This is a genomic window from Mycobacterium sp. ITM-2016-00318, from assembly GCF_002968285.2.
Lineage (GTDB): Bacteria > Actinomycetota > Actinomycetes > Mycobacteriales > Mycobacteriaceae > Mycobacterium.
This window is the reverse complement of the sequence record NZ_CP134400.1, coordinates 3987732-4002353: the sequence shown is the minus strand read 5'-3', so window position 1 is coordinate 4002353 and position 14622 is coordinate 3987732. Positions and strand designations below refer to the sequence as shown.

Genomic DNA, 14622 nt, shown 5'->3' with positions numbered 1-14622 from the left:
CGAATGGATCTGTGTGAGCGCTAACGCCAACGACCCTGAACGCACCGTGATGCGTCGCGCCGACGGCAAACCCATCAACGTGCTCGTCGTCGACGACGAGCCCGTGCTCGCCGAACTCGTGTCGATGGCGCTTCGGTACGAGGGCTGGGAGATTCAAACCGCTGGTGACGGCGCGACAGCGATCTCGCTCGCCAAAGAGAATCCGCCCGATGTCGTGGTGCTCGACGTGATGCTGCCGGACATGAGCGGCCTCGATGTTCTGCGCAAGCTGCGTGAGCGGATCCCGCATCTGCCGCTGCTGCTGTTGACCGCCAAGGATTCTGTCGAGGACCGCATCGCCGGGCTGACCGCGGGCGGCGACGACTATGTGACCAAACCGTTCAGCCTCGAAGAGGTGGTGCTGCGGCTGCGCGCGCTCCTGCGGCGTACCGGCGTGACGAGCGAGGCAGGGGGCGCCAAGATCGTCGTCGGCGACCTGGCCCTCGACGAGGACAGCCACGAGGTAACGCGCGCAGGCGAGCCGATCTCCTTGACCGCAACCGAGTTCGAACTTCTTCGCTTCATGATGCGGAACTCGAAGCGGGTGTTGTCCAAGGCGCAGATCCTCGACCGGGTGTGGAGTTACGACTTCGGTGGGCGGTCCAACATCGTTGAGCTGTACGTGTCGTATCTCCGAAAGAAGATCGACACCGGCCGCGAACCGATGATCCACACGCTGCGCGGGGCGGGGTATGTCCTCAAGCCCGCGCGTTGACCCACCAGGAGCGCTGACTCGGATCCGGTCTCCGCGAACATGGTCGCTACGGGCGCGCCTGCTGGTCACTCAGGTGGCGCTGCTCGCGGTGGTGTGCGCGGGCATCGGCATCGCAACCGAGTTCGCGCTGCAACGCTTCCTGACACATCAGCTGGATCAGCAACTGATCGAAGCGGGCCGCCGGTCGGCAGCCATCTCCGCGTTCGGACCGCCGCCACCGGGATTCGGCCCGCCGAGACCGATGCACGGGCCACCGTTCGCTGGGCCAAGGGAGCCGCCGCCTCGAGACCGTATGCGGCGGATCATCATCCGGGAAGACGAAGGTCCGGGACCTGAGTTTCTGAATGCCCCGGGTCAGGCCGCCCGAATGGTCGGCGCCGTCATCGCCGAGGGCGTACCGGTCGACGCCGGGATGATCACCGCCGACGGCGCCCGGGCCGAATTCAGCTCCGCCGCAACGAAACAGCTCGCACAGATCGCGCCGAACCGCTCCCCGACGACGGTCGACCTGGACGGTCTCGGCCGCTATCGTGTGGTGGGCAACCACTCCCGTGGCCCGGAGGAGACAATCGTCGTCGGTCTGCCGACCTCCGATGTCGACGACACTCTGCTGTGGGTACTGGTGATGTTCTGCATCGTCGGCGTCATCGCGCTCATTGCAGCGACGACGGCGGGCATCCTGATCATCAGGCGTCAATTCCGCCCGCTGTCAACGGTTTCCGCCGCAGCCCGGCAGGTGGCCGACCTCGAGCTCGACCGCGGAGAGGTTCGACTGCCCACGCCCATCGTCAAGGTCGACCCGGCGAGCGCGCACACCGAGATCGGCCAGCTCGGCTCGGCGCTGAACCGCATGCTCGACCGCATCTCCGGCGCACTGTCCGCGCGGCATGCCAGCGAGATGCGGGTCCGCCAGTTCGTCGCCGACGCCAGCCATGAACTGCGCACCCCCCTCGCGGCGATTCGCGGCTACACCGAACTGGCACAACGTAAACAGGACGTCCTGCCCGACGACGTCGCGCACGCGATGAACCGGGTGGAGTCCGAGACCGAGAGGATGACCCACCTGGTCGAGGACATGCTGTTGCTGGCGCGCCTCGATACCGGGCGACCGCTGCAGCGCGAACAGGTGGATCTGACCCGCCTTGTGGTCGACGCCGCCAGCGACGCTCACATCGCGGGGCCGGACCACACGTGGTCGCTCGACCTGCCGGAGGAACCGGTCGTGGTTAGGGGCGACGAGGCGCGGCTGCATCAGGTGCTGGCCAATCTGCTGGCCAACGCGCGGACCCACACCCCGGCGGGGACATCGGTGACCACCGCGCTGGCGGTCGACGGCGGGCACGCGATCCTCACCGTGACCGACGACGGTCCCGGCATCCCGGTGTGGTTGCAGCCGGAGGTCTTCGAGCGGTTCGCCCGCGGCGACTCGTCACGGTCGCGCCGAGAGGGCAGCACCGGACTCGGACTTGCCATCGTCGCCGCGGTGGTCAGGGCGCACAACGGCACCATCGACGTGCAGAGCGTGCCCGGTAGGACCGAATTCGTGGTGAAACTGCCCCTCAATTCACAGTCAAGCCACAGCGAGGCCAAAACCGGGACCTAACCGGGCAGCCGACGATCGCGTCGGTGACCCTCGTTCTCCCTGCCGCGCCTTCTTCTGCTGAGCAGACGCAAAAGTGCCCCAAAACGGCCGAACGTGGGTACTTTTCCGTCTTCTCGCGGGCAGGACTGAGCGCCCTGCTGGTCGGCACCGCCGCGCTGTATCTGTGGAAACTGTCGGCGAGCGGATGGGCGAACAGCTTCTACTCGGCTGCCGAGCAGGCCGGTGCGGACAACTGGACGGCGATGCTGTTCGGCTCGAGCGATGCCGCGAACGCGATCACCGTGGACAAGACGCCCGCGGCGCTATGGGTGATGGACGTTTGGTGCGCTTCTTCGGGCTCAACTCGTGGAGCGTGCTTGCCCCGCAGGCGCTCGAAGGCGTGCCCGCCACCTGACCTCAACACGCGCGGAGGAATCGCGGTGATTCTGACTCGTGGCGGCTCGGCGCCGTGTTGTTATCGTGTTCTCGCTTGCGAGCCGACAAGGAGGTCGATATGACCGTGACGGACGAGTACCTAAAGAACAACGAGGAGTATGCGAAGAACTTCTCGGGTCCGTTGCCGCTGCCGCCCGCCAAGCACGTCGCAGTGGTGGCCTGCATGGACGCCCGGCTCGACGTGTACCGGGTCCTCGGCCTGAATGAGGGCGAGGCGCACGTCATCCGCAACGCGGGCGGCGTGGTGACCGATGACGAGATCCGCTCGCTGGCTATCAGTCAACGGCTGCTGGGCACCAAGGAGATCATCCTCATCCACCACACCGACTGCGGGATGCTGACGTTCACCGACGACGACTTCAAGAAAGCCATCCAGGACGAGACCGGGATCAAGCCGGAGTGGGCCGCCGAAGCGTTTCCCGATATCGACGAGGACGTGCGTCAGTCGATCCGCCGGATCGAGGCGAGCCCCTTCGTCACCAAGCACGAGTCGTTGCGCGGCTTCGTTTTCGACGTAGCCACGGGCAAGCTGAACGAGGTCACGACCTGACGCCTGGCTGAAGTCGGGGCCATGGTCGCCGACGCCATTTTTCCCGCCGGCTTCGACTTCGAAGGCCCCGAGGCGACCCGGCGGGCAGCCATGGACGCGAGTGCTCGACTGGTGGGATGCGGCCTACCCGACCTTGTAGGTGGCGATCGCCTTCGCCACCGCCACTCCATCGGGCGTGACGACGTCGACATCGCAGTTGACCAGGGTCCTGCCGCGTCGCAGTACCCTGCCGATGCCGATCAGGTCGGTGCCCTGCGCCGGCGCGAGAAACTGCATCGACAGCGACGTGGGACGCCACGCAGAGCGTCGGGAACCTCGGCGCCCACCCATGCGGCGGCCATCACCGTCATGTCGGCGAGCGTGGCGATCGCCCCGCCGTGCACCGTGTCGCCGAGCGTGGTGTTGGTGGGGTCGAACGGCATCCGCAACCGGATCTCGTCGCCCGAGAGTTCCTCGGCGACGATGCCGAGCTTGGCCGCCAGGGGACAGGCCGGGATGAATTGCGCCATGACGTCGGTTCCGGTCCGCGCATCAGCAAGTGACATGCATTCAGTATCGGCACCGCCGACGGCAGATCAATTACCCCCGAGGTAGCCCCTCCCCTGCGCAGGTAGGGCCTTCGCGCGGCGAGCGACCGTGCTGCGTCCGACACGCCGCGTACGTCGGCGGTCTGCGTTCGGCGCGGTGCATCGAGCGTTGACATCGCCTGCCCAGGCCTGGTTTCATAGACAACTATACTCATTAATATGGTCAAACCTACCAACTTAAAGAGGAATGGATGACGACCGCGCACAAGCCCAAGCAGGCTGCCGGGCGCTACGAGTTGAGCCATCTGCGGGCGCTCGAAGCCGAGGCGATCCACATCATCCGCGAGGTGGCCGCCGAATTCGAGCGGCCGGTGCTGCTGTTCTCCGGCGGCAAGGACTCCATCGTCATGCTGCACCTGGCGATCAAGGCGTTTGCGCCGGGACGGCTGCCGTTCCCGGTCATGCACGTCGACACCGGCCACAACTTCGACGAGGTCCTGCAGACCCGCGACGAACTCGTCGCACAGTTCGGTGTCAGGTTGGTCGTCGCCAAGGTGCAGGACGACATCGACGCCGGACGTGTGGTCGAGACCATCCCGTCGCGCAACCCCATGCAGACCTTCACGCTGTTGCGGGCCATCCGCGAGAACAAGTTCGACGCCGCATTCGGCGGTGCCCGCCGCGACGAGGAGAAGGCGCGCGCGAAGGAGCGGGTGTTCAGCTTTCGTGACGAGTTCGGGCAGTGGGACCCCAAGGCGCAGCGGCCCGAACTGTGGAACCTGTACAACGGCCGTCACCACAAGGGCGAGCACATCCGCGTCTTCCCGCTGTCCAACTGGACCGAGTTCGACATCTGGTCCTATATCGGCGCCGAGAAGATCAAGCTTCCGTTGATCTACTACGCACATCAGCGTCAGGTCTTCGAGCGTGACGGCATGCTGCTGGCCGTGCACAAGTACCTGCAGCCGCGCAAGGACGAGAAGGTGATCGAGAAGACGGTGCGCTTCCGCACCGTCGGTGACGTCACCTGCACCGGCTGCGTGGAGTCGCTTGCAGGCACGGTCTCCGAGGTGATCGCCGAGACCGCGGTGTCGCGGCTCACCGAACGCGGCGCCACCCGCGCCGACGACCGGATCTCCGAGGCAGGCATGGAAGACCGCAAGCGAGAGGGCTACTTCTGATGGCGACGTTGCTTCGCATCGCGACCGCGGGCTCGGTGGACGACGGCAAGTCGACGCTGATCGGCCGCCTGCTCTTCGACAGCAAGGCCGTGATGGAGGACCAGCTTGCCGCCGTCGAGCGCACCTCCAAGGAACGCGGGCACGACTACACCGATCTGGCCCTGGTGACCGACGGCCTGCGGGCCGAACGCGAGCAGGGCATCACCATCGATGTCGCATACCGCTACTTCGCAACGGCCAAGCGGAAATTCATCATCGCCGACACGCCGGGCCACATCCAGTACACGCGCAACATGGTCACGGGCACCTCGACCGCGCAGCTGGCGATCGTCCTGGTCGACGCACGCCACGGGCTTCTCGAACAGTCGCGCAGGCATGCCTTTCTTGCGTCGCTGTTGGGCATCCGGCATATCGTGCTCGCCGTCAACAAGATGGACCTGGTCAACTGGGACCGCGAGCAATTCGAGAAGATCCGTGACGACTTTTACGAGTTCGCCGCCCGCCTCGACGTGCAGGACGTGACGACGATTCCACTGTCGGCTCTGCAGGGCGACAACGTGGTGACGAAGTCGGAGAACACCCCGTGGTACGACGGGCCGTCGCTGCTGTCCCATCTCGAAGAGGTCTACATCGCGGGCGACCGCAACCTGGTCGACGTGCGCTTCCCGGTCCAGTACGTGATCCGGCCGCAGACCCACGACCACGCCGACCACCGCAGCTACGCGGGCACCGTCGCCAGCGGCGTCATGCGTCCCGGCGACGAGATCGTCGTGCTGCCCACCGGCAAGGCGAGCCGCATCACGTCGATCGAGGGACCGACAGGGCCCGTCTCCGAGGCGTTCCCTCCGATGGCCGTCTCGATCAGCCTCGCCGACGACATCGACATTTCGCGCGGCGACCTGATCGCGCGGCCGAACAACCAGCCGCGGGTGGCGCAGGACTTCGACGCCACGGTGTGCTGGATGGCCGACGAAGCCGCCCTGGAACCGGGTCGTGACTACATCATCAAGCACACCACCCGCACCACACGGGTAAGGGTGAGCGCGCTCGACTACCGCCTCGATGTCAACACGCTGCACCGCGACAAAACTGCAACCGCGCTCAAACTCAATGAGCTGGGCCGCATCTCGCTGCGCTCGCAGGTGCCGCTGCTGCTCGACGAGTACAGCCGCAACGCGGCAACCGGTTCGTTCATCCTGATCGACCCGAACACCAACGGCACCGTCGCAGCGGGCATGATTCTGCCCTACGTCACCGCGCGCACGGCGAGCCCGAACACCGTGCGCCACGAGTCACTGTGCACCTCCGAGGATCGGCTGTCCAAGGGCCGCACGGTCTGGTTCACCGGGCTGTCCGGATCGGGCAAGTCATCGGTGGCGATGCTCGTCGAGCAGAAGCTTCTCGAGAAGGGCCGTCCCGCTTATGTTCTCGACGGTGACAACCTGCGCCACGGTTTGAACGCCGACCTCGGCTTCTCGATGGCCGACCGGGCCGAGAACCAGCGCAGGCTGGCCCACATCGCCGCGATCCTCGCCGACTCCGGTCAGATCGTCCTGGTGCCTGCCATCAGCCCGCTCGAGGAGCATCGGGCGCTGGCGCGCAAGGTCACCAACGATTCAGGCCTCGAGTTCTTCGAGGTGTTCTGCGATACCCCGCTCGAGGACTGTGAACGCCGCGACCCGAAGGGGTTGTACGCGAAAGCCCGCGCCGGTGAGATCACTCACTTCACCGGCATCGACAGCCCCTACCAGCGCCCGAAGAAGCCCGACCTGCGGCTGACGCCCGACCGCTCGCCCGAGGAACTCGCCGATCTCGTCGTCGAGCTGCTGGAGAGCCGTCCGTGACCGACCGCAGCGACGACGAAGTCGCCGCTCGGCTGGCCACCGAGGCCGGCAAGCTGCTTCTCGGTGTGCGCGAGGAGCTCGCCGACGCGAGTGCCGCCGAACGTAAAGCGGCGGGGGACAAGCGGTCTCATGACTTCCTCATGGAGGCGCTGACATCCGACCGACCCGCTGACGCGGTGCTGTCCGAGGAGGGCGCTGACGACCCCGTCAGGTTGAGCTCCGACCGGGTGTGGATCGTCGATCCGCTCGACGGCACCCGCGAGTTCTCCGAACTCGGCCGCGACGACTGGGCGGTGCATGTCGCGCTCTGGCGCAACGGCGAACTGATCGCCGGCGCGGTGGCTTTACCGGCGCAGGGCATCACGCTCGCCACTCCGGACGTCGCCGCACCGCCGCAGGCACCGGCCACGCCCCGCATCGTGGTCTCGAGGACCCGGCCTCCCGCAATCGCTCTGGAAGTCAGTGACGCCCTCGACGGTGTGCTCGTCGAGATGGGCTCGGCCGGAGCCAAAGTCGCGTCCGTCGTGCAGGGTCTCTCCGACGTCTACGTGCATGCCGGTGGACAGTATGAATGGGACTCGGCTGCACCGGTCGCGGTGGCTCGCGCCGCCGGGCTGCACACGTCTCGCCTCGATGGCGCACCGCTCGAGTACAACAGGCGCGATCCGCTGCTGCCGGATCTCATCGTGTGCCGACCCGAGCTCGCCGAGGCCGTTCTGAGCGTTACCCGATAGCGCAGACGTCAACCCGACAGGGGCAACCTCGGGTGTCACGTCGATCCTGGCCCCCAACGTGCCGCCGGGCCGGCACCCGGGCATCAACGGTGTGCCGTAGGCGCAGGCGCAACGGATTTGGCGGTGTTGCGCAGTACGCTTCCGAGACGGCGGCACTGTGCTTACGCTCGGCGCGTGCCCGAACCACAAACCCTGCGTGCCCTGGCCGACCTGCCTCAGTCGCCCGCCGGCCTGGCCGACTCCACGCTCATCATGATCGACTGCCAGAACACCTATACCCGCGGCGTGATGGAACTCGAGGGCGTCCAGACGGCGCTCGACGAGGCAGCCGCCCTGCTCGACCGGGCGCGGTCGGCTGGCATCCCGATCATTCACATACAGCACTCCGACGGACCCGGTTCGCTGTACGACATCGACGGTGAAAGCGGCGCGATCGTCGACCGTGTCGCGCCGCGAGAGGGCGAACCGGTGGTGGTCAAAAATTATCCGAACTCGTTCGTACAGACCGATCTGGATGAGCGTCTGAAGGCCGCGAACGCATCGAATCTCGTTCTTGCCGGATTCATGACGCACATGTGCGTCAACTCGACGGCCCGCGGAGCCTTCAACCTGGGCTATGCGCCGACGGTGGTGGCCGCCGCGACGGCCACCAGGGCGCTGCCGGGAGTCGGTGGCGACCCGGTGCCCGCCTCGGTGCTGCATTCTGCGAGTCTGGCCGCGATCGCCGACCTGTTCGCTGTCGTCGTGCCCGACGCCTCGAAGATCCCGAACTGAGCGAAGCAGAGATGACGACACCATCGACGAAGGTCAGCAGGCTCAGCGAGAAACAGACCACCTCGCGAAATCAGCTCGACGACCTCCTCGACAGCACACCGCTTGCCAGCGTGGCGCTCGTCCGCGAAGGACACCCGGTGATCTTCCCCACCGGCTTCGCCAGGGTGGATGACGCACTCGTGATCCACGGCTCGACGGGCTCGCCGTGGATGCGTGCGCTTGCCGCGGGCGCGTCGGCGGCCGTCTCGGTCACAGGCTTGGACGGGATCGTCGTGGCGCGCAGCGGTTTCGAGTCCTCGTTCCGCTATCGCAGCGCCGTTGTCTTCGGGGTGTTCGAGCCGGTAGGAGATACCGAGAAGGGCCATTATTTGGACCGGCTGACCGAGGCGTTCATTCCCGGCCGGACCGCCGAGCTACGGGCCAGCACCCGCAAGGAACTCGCGGCGACGTTGCCGCTGCGGCTGGCGATCGGGACGGACAACTGGTCGCTGAAGGTCAGCGACGGCTGGCCGGATGATCCCGAGGAGGACATCGCGGGCGGCGCCTGGGCGGGCGTCGTGCCGATGTCGGTGGCCTACGGTGCGCCGCTTCCCGCACCCGACCTGCGGTCCGGCATCCCGGTGCCGGAGTCGGTGCGGGCGATGACGGGTGCGCCGCCGTCAGTCCAGTAACGCGGTGCGGCGGTAGAGGTCCGTGCGGCGGTCGCCGTGCACGTCGTTGTGGCTGTTGATCCGCTTGGTCCGCGACGCCGCGAGGTCGACGTCGGCGATGACCAGATCCGCCTTTCCGAATTGGGCCATGGCGATCGGATAACCGTCTGCGTCGGTGATCACGCTGCCACCGATCCAGTCCTGGCCGCGTTCGGTGCCGACACGGTCGCACACCGCAATCGGCATCCGGTTCATGCCCGCTCCTGCCAGCGCACGCACCATCTCGGTCGGCCGCTCGCCCTCCGGCCGCGGCAGCAGTGGCCAGTTCACCGGGGCGCATAACAGGTCAGCGCCCGAAAGAGCAACGGCGCGAACCCATTCCGGGAACTCGACGTCGTAACAGAGCATGACTCCAACGCGCCCGTGATCGGTGTCGACCACGAGGGGAAGATCGTCGCCGCGGTCGAATACGGCGTTCTCGCTGTCCCACAGGTGAGCTTTGCGGTAGACGCCTCTCAGCCCGCTTCCATCGACGACGGCGGCGCTGTTGTAGATCGCGTCGCCAGCTGCCTCGGGGAATCCGCCGACGATGGTGAGCCCGAACGCCAGGGCCAGATCGGCCCACTCCGAGATGGCAGGTCCGTCGCGGTGTTCAGCCAGCGAGGACAGCTCGCCGCGGTCGGCGAAGACGTAACCCGACGACGCCAGTTCGGGTAATACGACGATCTGCGCGCCGTCGCGGGCGGCCGATTCGACGGCAGCGCTGCAGGTCGTGCGGCTTCCTGCGGCATCTCCGATGCAGAGCGGTATTTGAGCGCAGGCGACGCGGGTGGTCATTCGTTGATGGTCGTGCATTAGTGCCCGGTTTGCACCCCTGTCGATGGCAGAATTCAATTCATGCGGATGTCGGCCAAGGCGGAGTACGCCGTCCGGGCGATGGTCCAGTTGGCCGCAGCCGAAGAGGGTTCGGTGGTCAAGACCGACGACCTGGCCAAGGCGCAGTCGATTCCACCGCAGTTTCTGGTCGACATCCTGTCTGACCTGCGCACCGACCGCCTGGTGCGCAGCCGCCGCGGCCGTGAGGGCGGCTATGAACTGGCCCGGCCCGCGGCCGAGATCAGCATCGCCGACGTCTTGCGGTGCATCGACGGCCCGCTGGCCAGCGTGCGCGACATCGGTCTCGGCGACCTGCCGTACTCCGGGCCGACGGCGTCCCTGACCGATGTCTGGCGGGCGCTGCGGGCGAGCATGCGATCGGTGCTGGAGGAAACCAGCCTGGCCGACGTGGCGAACAGCGCGCTTCCGCCTCATGTGGCGACCTTCGCCGACGACTACCGCGGTCAGGAGAAGGACCGTGGCCACCGGAGCCGCAAGGCCGGCGACATCAAACCGCGCACCGTCCGCTAGCCACGGCGGCGCGTTCGTCGTCGAGATGCGATGCCGTCGAGCAACATTCGCAGTCCACGGTCGAAGTCGTCCTCGGCGGTTGACTCCACCGCGACCTTCGACAACGCCTCCACATTGGGGTAGTCCGCGCCCGCCACCGACCCGATGCGGGCAGCGACCAACGGTCCCGCGAGATCGGCCTGCGCCGAGCCGGTCACCAGGGCCAGCAGTGAGTGGAATGCCGCCAGGCGATCTTGATCGGCCAGGTCGGCCCTGTCCAACGCCGAGATGAGCGCGTCGGCCGCCCCGAAGCCGGTCGATGAGGCCATTCGGCGCGTCAACACCAGGGGAATCGCCGCCGGATGGGCGCGGATGCCCCGCCACATCGCGGTGGCGACGGCGTGCGCGTCGTGCTGCCAATCGGCTGTCGCCGCAGGCAGGCTCACCTCGGCAACGATCGCTGCAACGACGAGTTCTTCGAGGCCCTCCTTGTCCGCGACGTAGTTGTAGAGCGTCATCGGCCCTGTTCCGAGCGTCGCCGCCAGCGACCGCATGCTCAGTGCCGCCACTCCCGAGGTGTCGACGATCCGTAGCGCCGCAGCGGCGATCTCATCGGTGGTGAATCGTGCCCGCATCTCGCTCCTCTTGACAAGTACAGCGTACGTGAAGGAGTGTAAGCGATACGTACACCGTACTTATAAGGAGTTCGACATGCCTGCCACCATTCCCACCCAACGCGTCGATTTTTCGTCCAGCGGCACCAGATGCGCCGCCTGGCTGACGTTGCCGCCGGGCGACGCACCGCACTCGGCCGTCGTGCTCGTGCACGGTTTCGGAGCAACACATGAGATGATGCTCGCGCAGTACGAGCAGCGCTTCGCCGCATCCGGCATTGCGACGCTGGCGTTCGACTACCGCAACACCGGCGAGTCGGATGGCAGACCACGCCAACATATTTCGTTGCGGGCTCAACGTGACGATGTGGACGCCGCGCTGGATTTCATCGGAGCTCACCCGGTGATCGACAAAGCACGCGTAGCCCTGTGGGGAACCAGTCTCGGTGGGATGAGCGTGCTGCGCGTCGCGGCGAAGCGCGACGATGTCGCGGCTGCGATCGTCCAATGTCCGATGGTCCACGGGCCCGCGGCCGTACGCAGGCTCGGCGTTGCACCCGCGCTGCGCCTCACACCGCACATCGCCGTTGACGCGGCACGGGCCCTGGCGCGTCGGGGCCGTTGGTATGTGCCGATAGTCGGGCCGCCGGGAAGTACGGCGATGGTGACGATCGCCGGCGCCCAGCAGGGCTGGAATTCGACTGTGCCTGCCGGCGGTCACTTCGAGAACAGGGTTGCCGCCGCCGACGTCCTCGGTCTCGTCGTCGCGTCAGCGCTGCGGCACGCGGCCACGATCACCGCGCCGCTACTGGTCTGCGTCTGCGACCGTGAGACGCTCATCGACCCGAAATACGTTGAGGAGACGGCGCGCAGGGCACCCCGCGGCATCGCGCGTCACTACGACTCCGACCATTTCGAGATCTATCATCCGCCGCTGGTCGAGCAGGTCCTCGCCGATCAGACCGCCTTCCTGCGGGAGCATCTCGATGTCGGTGCGTGAGCTGCTTCGATACAACGACGAGAGGTTCTGCGCGCACGCGCGCGTTCTCAGCGCCGACGACTGGACCCGTCCGAGCCTGTGTGACGCCTGGACCAACCAGGAGGTGCTCGCTCATCTGGTGGTCGGTCTGAGCGCAGCGCCGGGAAACATGGCCGCCGCCCTTGTGCACCATCGAGGCATATTCGACAATGCGAACGCCGAGATGGCGATAGCGATGGCCGCTCGCCGGTCGGCGGCCGACCTGCTCGATGATTTCGAGCGGCTGAGCCGACGCCCAAGGGGTCTCGGCCGCTACTTTCCGTCGCGGTTGTTTCTCGGCGATCACGTCACTCACGAGCTCGATATCATCTTCGCGCTGGGCCGGAATCCCGACATCGCGCACGACGCCCTTATCGCGGTTCTCAATACCCAAGTGAGTGTGCCCAATCCGTTCGTACCGGCCTTTGGTAACGCGAGGGGTCTGCGGTTACGAACGACAGATGCCGCCTGGCGTCATGGCGAGCACGGACCCGTCGTGGAAGGTCGCGCCGCGGAGCTGGTATCCGTCCTGGGCAGTCGGCCACACATGCTGGAACGGCTACGGGGCGAGGGGGTTGTTGTCCTCGAGTCCAGGCTCAGCCGCCCGACCCGTACGGGCGGGTGATGATCTCCAGGTAGTGGCCTGCAGGGTCCCGGAAGTAGACGCCGCGGCCGCCGTCGTTGTGGTTGATCTCGCCGGGTCTGCTCCCTCGTGGGTCGGCCCAGTGCTCGATGCCGCGGCGGCTGATCTTGCGGTAGATCGAGTCGAACTCGTCCTCCGACACCAGGAACGCGTAATGCTGTGGGCGGATCTCCTCGCCGTCGGACACCTCGGCGTAGTCGAGGCTGACGTCGTTGGCGACGTTCACCACGAGAAAGTGGCCGAAGGGCTGCGCATCGGGAAGGTCGAACAGCTCGGTGAGAAAGGTCGCCGACTGCTTCTTGTTCTTCGCGGCGACGATGGTGTGGTTCAACTTGACGCTCATGTATTGCCAGTAAACCACTTTCGTTCGATCCACGGCCTCATGGAAGATCGGCGTCATTTTCGACGTCGGAGTCATGGAGGGACCGCGAGTGACACTGCGCGCGCCGCGGCTAGACGACGCCGAGGAATTGTTCGCCTCCGTCGCCTCGGACCCCGAGGTCACGCGCTACGTCACCTGGACTCTGCATCCCGACGTCGAGGAGACGCGCCGGAGTTCGGCTATGTACTGGCCCGCCGGTGGGGGGCAGCGGCTGATCGCCGAGGTGGTAGACCTGCTGCTCGCCGAAATGACGAGCGATCCGATGGTGCGCCGGCTATCAGCGATTTGCCATGTCGACAACACGCGGTCGGCGCGGGTGCTGTCACGGGCGGGATTGTCGTTGGAGGGAAGGTTGGTGCGGCATACCGTGTTTCCGAATCTGGGCAGAGAACCGCAAGATGTCCTGCAGTTCGGCCAGGCGGTCGTCTCCTGACCGGCGGCAGTTCGGCGTGATACGAATGATCCCTCGAATGATCGGAGGCGATGATGTCGAACCGCTTTGACACTCGGGACCTTGCGGTCCCGGTGATCGTCGCACCGATGGCGGGCGGCCCGTCGACGCCCGAACTGGCCGCCGCCGCTGGCAACGCTGGAGGACTCGGCTTCGTCGCGGCCGGCTACCTGAGCGCCGATGCGCTCGCAGAACGGGTCGTCGCCGCGCGCGATCTGACGACGGGACCGCTCGGAATCAACCTGTTCGTGCCGCAACCCAGCGCGGCCACGTCTGAAGCGATCGAAGCGTACGCCGCGGCGCTGGCACCGGATGCCGAGCGATACGGGGTCACGCTGGGCGATCCGGTGTACACCGACGACGACTGGGCGGCCAAGGTGGAGGTGCTGCTCGACCTTCGGCCCGAGGTGGCCTCGTTCACGTTCGGGCTGCCGAGCGGCGAGGAATGCAGGCGCCTGCGTGAGGCGGGCATCGCCACGGTCGGCACCGTGACGTCAGTCGGTGAAGCGGAGGCCGCGATCGACTGCGGGGTGGATGCGATCGCGGTGCAGGGCCCGGCAGCGGGCGGGCACCGCGGCACCTTCGACCCGGTGGCCGAACCGAATCCGCAGCCGTTGAACGACCTGCTCGCCGCCGTCATCGGGCGGTTCGGCGGGCCCGTCATCGCAGCCGGTGGCCTGATTAGCGCCGAGGACGTCAGCGCGGTCATCGACGCAGGTGCGGTCGCCGCGCAACTGGGTACCGCCTTCCTGCTCGCCGAGGAGGCAGGTAGCAGCCGGGTGCATCGCAAGGCTCTGCAGGATTCGCAATTCACCGAAACCGCTGTGACCAGATCCTTCTCCGGCCGCTACGCCCGCGGGCTCCGCAACCGCTTCATCGATGACCACGAAGCACAGGCGCCGTTCGGCTATCCAGAGATCCACTACCTCACCGGGCCGTTGCGCGCCGGGTCGGTGCGCGCAGGTGATCCGCACGCCACCAACGTGTGGGCCGGAACCGGCTTCAAATCGATCCGGACCGGTTCGGTGGCCGAGCTCATGGGATCGCTCACCTAGCGGGTAACGCGCCGAAATCAC

The 14622-nt window shown here is 66.6% G+C and carries 16 protein-coding genes and 2 pseudogenes; 14 read left to right on the top strand and 4 right to left on the bottom strand.

Translation table 11 applies throughout. The features are described 5' to 3' along the window. Nucleotides 1-49: 49 nt before the first annotated feature. The 4 genes and pseudogenes from C6A82_RS19570 to C6A82_RS19555 all read left to right on the top strand — a co-directional run bounded on the left by C6A82_RS19570 (nt 50) and on the right by C6A82_RS19555 (nt 3342). A complete protein-coding gene (locus tag C6A82_RS19570; protein ID WP_105343822.1) occupies nt 50-754 on the top strand; it encodes a response regulator transcription factor in 705 nt (234 codons plus the stop codon). Continuing rightward, the gene (locus tag C6A82_RS19565; protein WP_311101419.1) at nt 732-2357 is read left to right on the top strand and encodes a HAMP domain-containing sensor histidine kinase; all 1626 of its coding nucleotides are present in this window, start codon (nt 732-734) and stop codon (nt 2355-2357) included. The genes C6A82_RS19570 and C6A82_RS19565 overlap by 23 nt, the downstream gene beginning before the upstream one ends. Nucleotides 2358-2371: 14 nt before the next feature. After that, nucleotides 2372-2745, top strand: a pseudogene (locus C6A82_RS19560) (glycosyl transferase); the annotation flags it as partial. Between the two features lie 105 nt (nt 2746-2850). Next, nucleotides 2851-3342 (top strand): carbonic anhydrase, encoded by a 492-nt coding sequence (locus C6A82_RS19555; protein WP_105341612.1) that lies wholly within the window; start codon nt 2851-2853, stop codon nt 3340-3342. Between the two features lie 123 nt (nt 3343-3465). Here C6A82_RS19555 and C6A82_RS19550 read toward each other — a convergent pair. Continuing rightward, a pseudogene (locus tag C6A82_RS19550) lies at nt 3466-3887 on the bottom strand (PaaI family thioesterase). A 233-nt stretch (nt 3888-4120) separates the two neighbouring features. On the opposite strand from C6A82_RS19550, the gene cysD reads away from it, so the two are divergent. The 5 genes from cysD (at nt 4121) to C6A82_RS19525 (ending at nt 9073) form a co-directional block, all read left to right on the top strand. Continuing rightward, nucleotides 4121-5050, top strand: coding sequence for a sulfate adenylyltransferase subunit CysD (gene cysD / locus C6A82_RS19545; protein ID WP_105341610.1), 930 nt, complete (start codon nt 4121-4123; stop codon nt 5048-5050). After that, nucleotides 5050-6894 (top strand): sulfate adenylyltransferase subunit CysN, encoded by a 1845-nt coding sequence (gene cysN, locus C6A82_RS19540; protein ID WP_311101417.1) that lies wholly within the window; start codon nt 5050-5052, stop codon nt 6892-6894. The genes cysD and cysN overlap by 1 nt, the downstream gene beginning before the upstream one ends. Continuing rightward, nucleotides 6891-7628 carry a 3'(2'),5'-bisphosphate nucleotidase CysQ gene (locus C6A82_RS19535; protein ID WP_105341271.1) on the top strand — a complete coding sequence of 246 codons (738 nt, stop codon included), beginning with the start codon at nt 6891-6893 and terminating at the stop codon, nt 7626-7628. The genes cysN and C6A82_RS19535 overlap by 4 nt, the downstream gene beginning before the upstream one ends. Nucleotides 7629-7802: 174 nt before the next feature. Next, entirely contained in the window at nt 7803-8402 is a 600-nt protein-coding gene (locus C6A82_RS19530; RefSeq protein ID WP_311101416.1) for a cysteine hydrolase family protein, read from the top strand. Nucleotides 8403-8413: 11 nt separating this feature from the next. Beyond that, nucleotides 8414-9073: a pyridoxamine 5'-phosphate oxidase family protein gene (locus C6A82_RS19525; protein ID WP_105342496.1), complete on the top strand. Its 660-nt coding sequence runs from the start codon at nt 8414-8416 to the stop codon at nt 9071-9073. Here C6A82_RS19525 and C6A82_RS19520 read toward each other — a convergent pair. Then, nucleotides 9062-9889, bottom strand: coding sequence for a nitrilase-related carbon-nitrogen hydrolase (locus C6A82_RS19520; RefSeq protein WP_199193624.1), 828 nt, complete (start codon nt 9887-9889; stop codon nt 9062-9064). The genes C6A82_RS19525 and C6A82_RS19520 overlap by 12 nt on opposite strands. Nucleotides 9890-9949: 60 nt before the next feature. Here C6A82_RS19520 and C6A82_RS19515 point away from each other — a divergent pair, with 60 nt between their 5' ends. Then, nucleotides 9950-10459: an RrF2 family transcriptional regulator gene (locus tag C6A82_RS19515; RefSeq protein WP_105342499.1), complete on the top strand. Its 510-nt coding sequence runs from the start codon at nt 9950-9952 to the stop codon at nt 10457-10459. On the opposite strand, the gene C6A82_RS19510 is transcribed toward C6A82_RS19515, so the two are convergent. Beyond that, entirely contained in the window at nt 10456-11073 is a 618-nt protein-coding gene (locus C6A82_RS19510) for a TetR/AcrR family transcriptional regulator (protein WP_105342501.1), read from the bottom strand. The genes C6A82_RS19515 and C6A82_RS19510 overlap by 4 nt on opposite strands. On the opposite strand from C6A82_RS19510, the gene C6A82_RS19505 reads away from it, so the two are divergent. Both C6A82_RS19505 and C6A82_RS19500 read left to right on the top strand, forming a co-directional pair. Next, the gene (locus C6A82_RS19505; RefSeq protein ID WP_142405877.1) at nt 10991-12052 is read left to right on the top strand and encodes an alpha/beta hydrolase; all 1062 of its coding nucleotides are present in this window, start codon (nt 10991-10993) and stop codon (nt 12050-12052) included. The two genes, C6A82_RS19510 and C6A82_RS19505, sit on opposite strands and share 83 nt — an antisense overlap. Then, entirely contained in the window at nt 12039-12695 is a 657-nt protein-coding gene (locus C6A82_RS19500; protein ID WP_105342505.1) for a maleylpyruvate isomerase family mycothiol-dependent enzyme, read from the top strand. The genes C6A82_RS19505 and C6A82_RS19500 overlap by 14 nt, the downstream gene beginning before the upstream one ends. On the opposite strand, the gene C6A82_RS19495 is transcribed toward C6A82_RS19500, so the two are convergent. Then, entirely contained in the window at nt 12667-13056 is a 390-nt protein-coding gene (locus tag C6A82_RS19495) for a VOC family protein (protein ID WP_105342512.1), read from the bottom strand. The two genes, C6A82_RS19500 and C6A82_RS19495, sit on opposite strands and share 29 nt — an antisense overlap. A gap of 88 nt (nt 13057-13144) precedes the next feature. On the opposite strand from C6A82_RS19495, the gene C6A82_RS19490 reads away from it, so the two are divergent. Then, complete coding sequence (locus tag C6A82_RS19490) at nt 13145-13528, top strand: GNAT family N-acetyltransferase (RefSeq protein ID WP_311101415.1); 384 nt, start codon at nt 13145-13147, stop codon at nt 13526-13528. Nucleotides 13529-13581: 53 nt separating this feature from the next. Continuing rightward, nucleotides 13582-14601, top strand: coding sequence for a nitronate monooxygenase (locus tag C6A82_RS19485; protein WP_105342514.1), 1020 nt, complete (start codon nt 13582-13584; stop codon nt 14599-14601). Nucleotides 14602-14622: the final 21 nt, after the last annotated feature.

What these genes read in the sequence shown, in the direction of transcription:
- C6A82_RS19495 (WP_105342512.1), bottom strand. Translation starts at nt 13,056, where the DNA reads ATGAGCGTCAAGTTGAACCACACCATCGTCGCCGCGAAGAACAAGAAG.
- C6A82_RS19525 (WP_105342496.1), top strand. Translation starts at nt 8,414, where the DNA reads ATGACGACACCATCGACGAAGGTCAGCAGGCTCAGCGAGAAACAGACC.
- C6A82_RS19570 (WP_105343822.1), top strand. Translation starts at nt 50, where the DNA reads ATGCGTCGCGCCGACGGCAAACCCATCAACGTGCTCGTCGTCGACGAC.
- C6A82_RS19555 (WP_105341612.1), top strand. Translation starts at nt 2,851, where the DNA reads ATGACCGTGACGGACGAGTACCTAAAGAACAACGAGGAGTATGCGAAG.
- cysN (WP_311101417.1), top strand. Translation starts at nt 5,050, where the DNA reads ATGGCGACGTTGCTTCGCATCGCGACCGCGGGCTCGGTGGACGACGGC.
- C6A82_RS19565 (WP_311101419.1), top strand. Translation starts at nt 732, where the DNA reads ATGTCCTCAAGCCCGCGCGTTGACCCACCAGGAGCGCTGACTCGGATC.
- C6A82_RS19510 (WP_105342501.1), bottom strand. Translation starts at nt 11,073, where the DNA reads ATGCGGGCACGATTCACCACCGATGAGATCGCCGCTGCGGCGCTACGG.
- cysD (WP_105341610.1), top strand. Translation starts at nt 4,121, where the DNA reads ATGACGACCGCGCACAAGCCCAAGCAGGCTGCCGGGCGCTACGAGTTG.
- C6A82_RS19520 (WP_199193624.1), bottom strand. Translation starts at nt 9,889, where the DNA reads ATGACCACCCGCGTCGCCTGCGCTCAAATACCGCTCTGCATCGGAGAT.
- C6A82_RS19485 (WP_105342514.1), top strand. Translation starts at nt 13,582, where the DNA reads ATGTCGAACCGCTTTGACACTCGGGACCTTGCGGTCCCGGTGATCGTC.
- C6A82_RS19500 (WP_105342505.1), top strand. Translation starts at nt 12,039, where the DNA reads ATGTCGGTGCGTGAGCTGCTTCGATACAACGACGAGAGGTTCTGCGCG.
- C6A82_RS19515 (WP_105342499.1), top strand. Translation starts at nt 9,950, where the DNA reads ATGCGGATGTCGGCCAAGGCGGAGTACGCCGTCCGGGCGATGGTCCAG.
- C6A82_RS19505 (WP_142405877.1), top strand. Translation starts at nt 10,991, where the DNA reads ATGCTCAGTGCCGCCACTCCCGAGGTGTCGACGATCCGTAGCGCCGCA.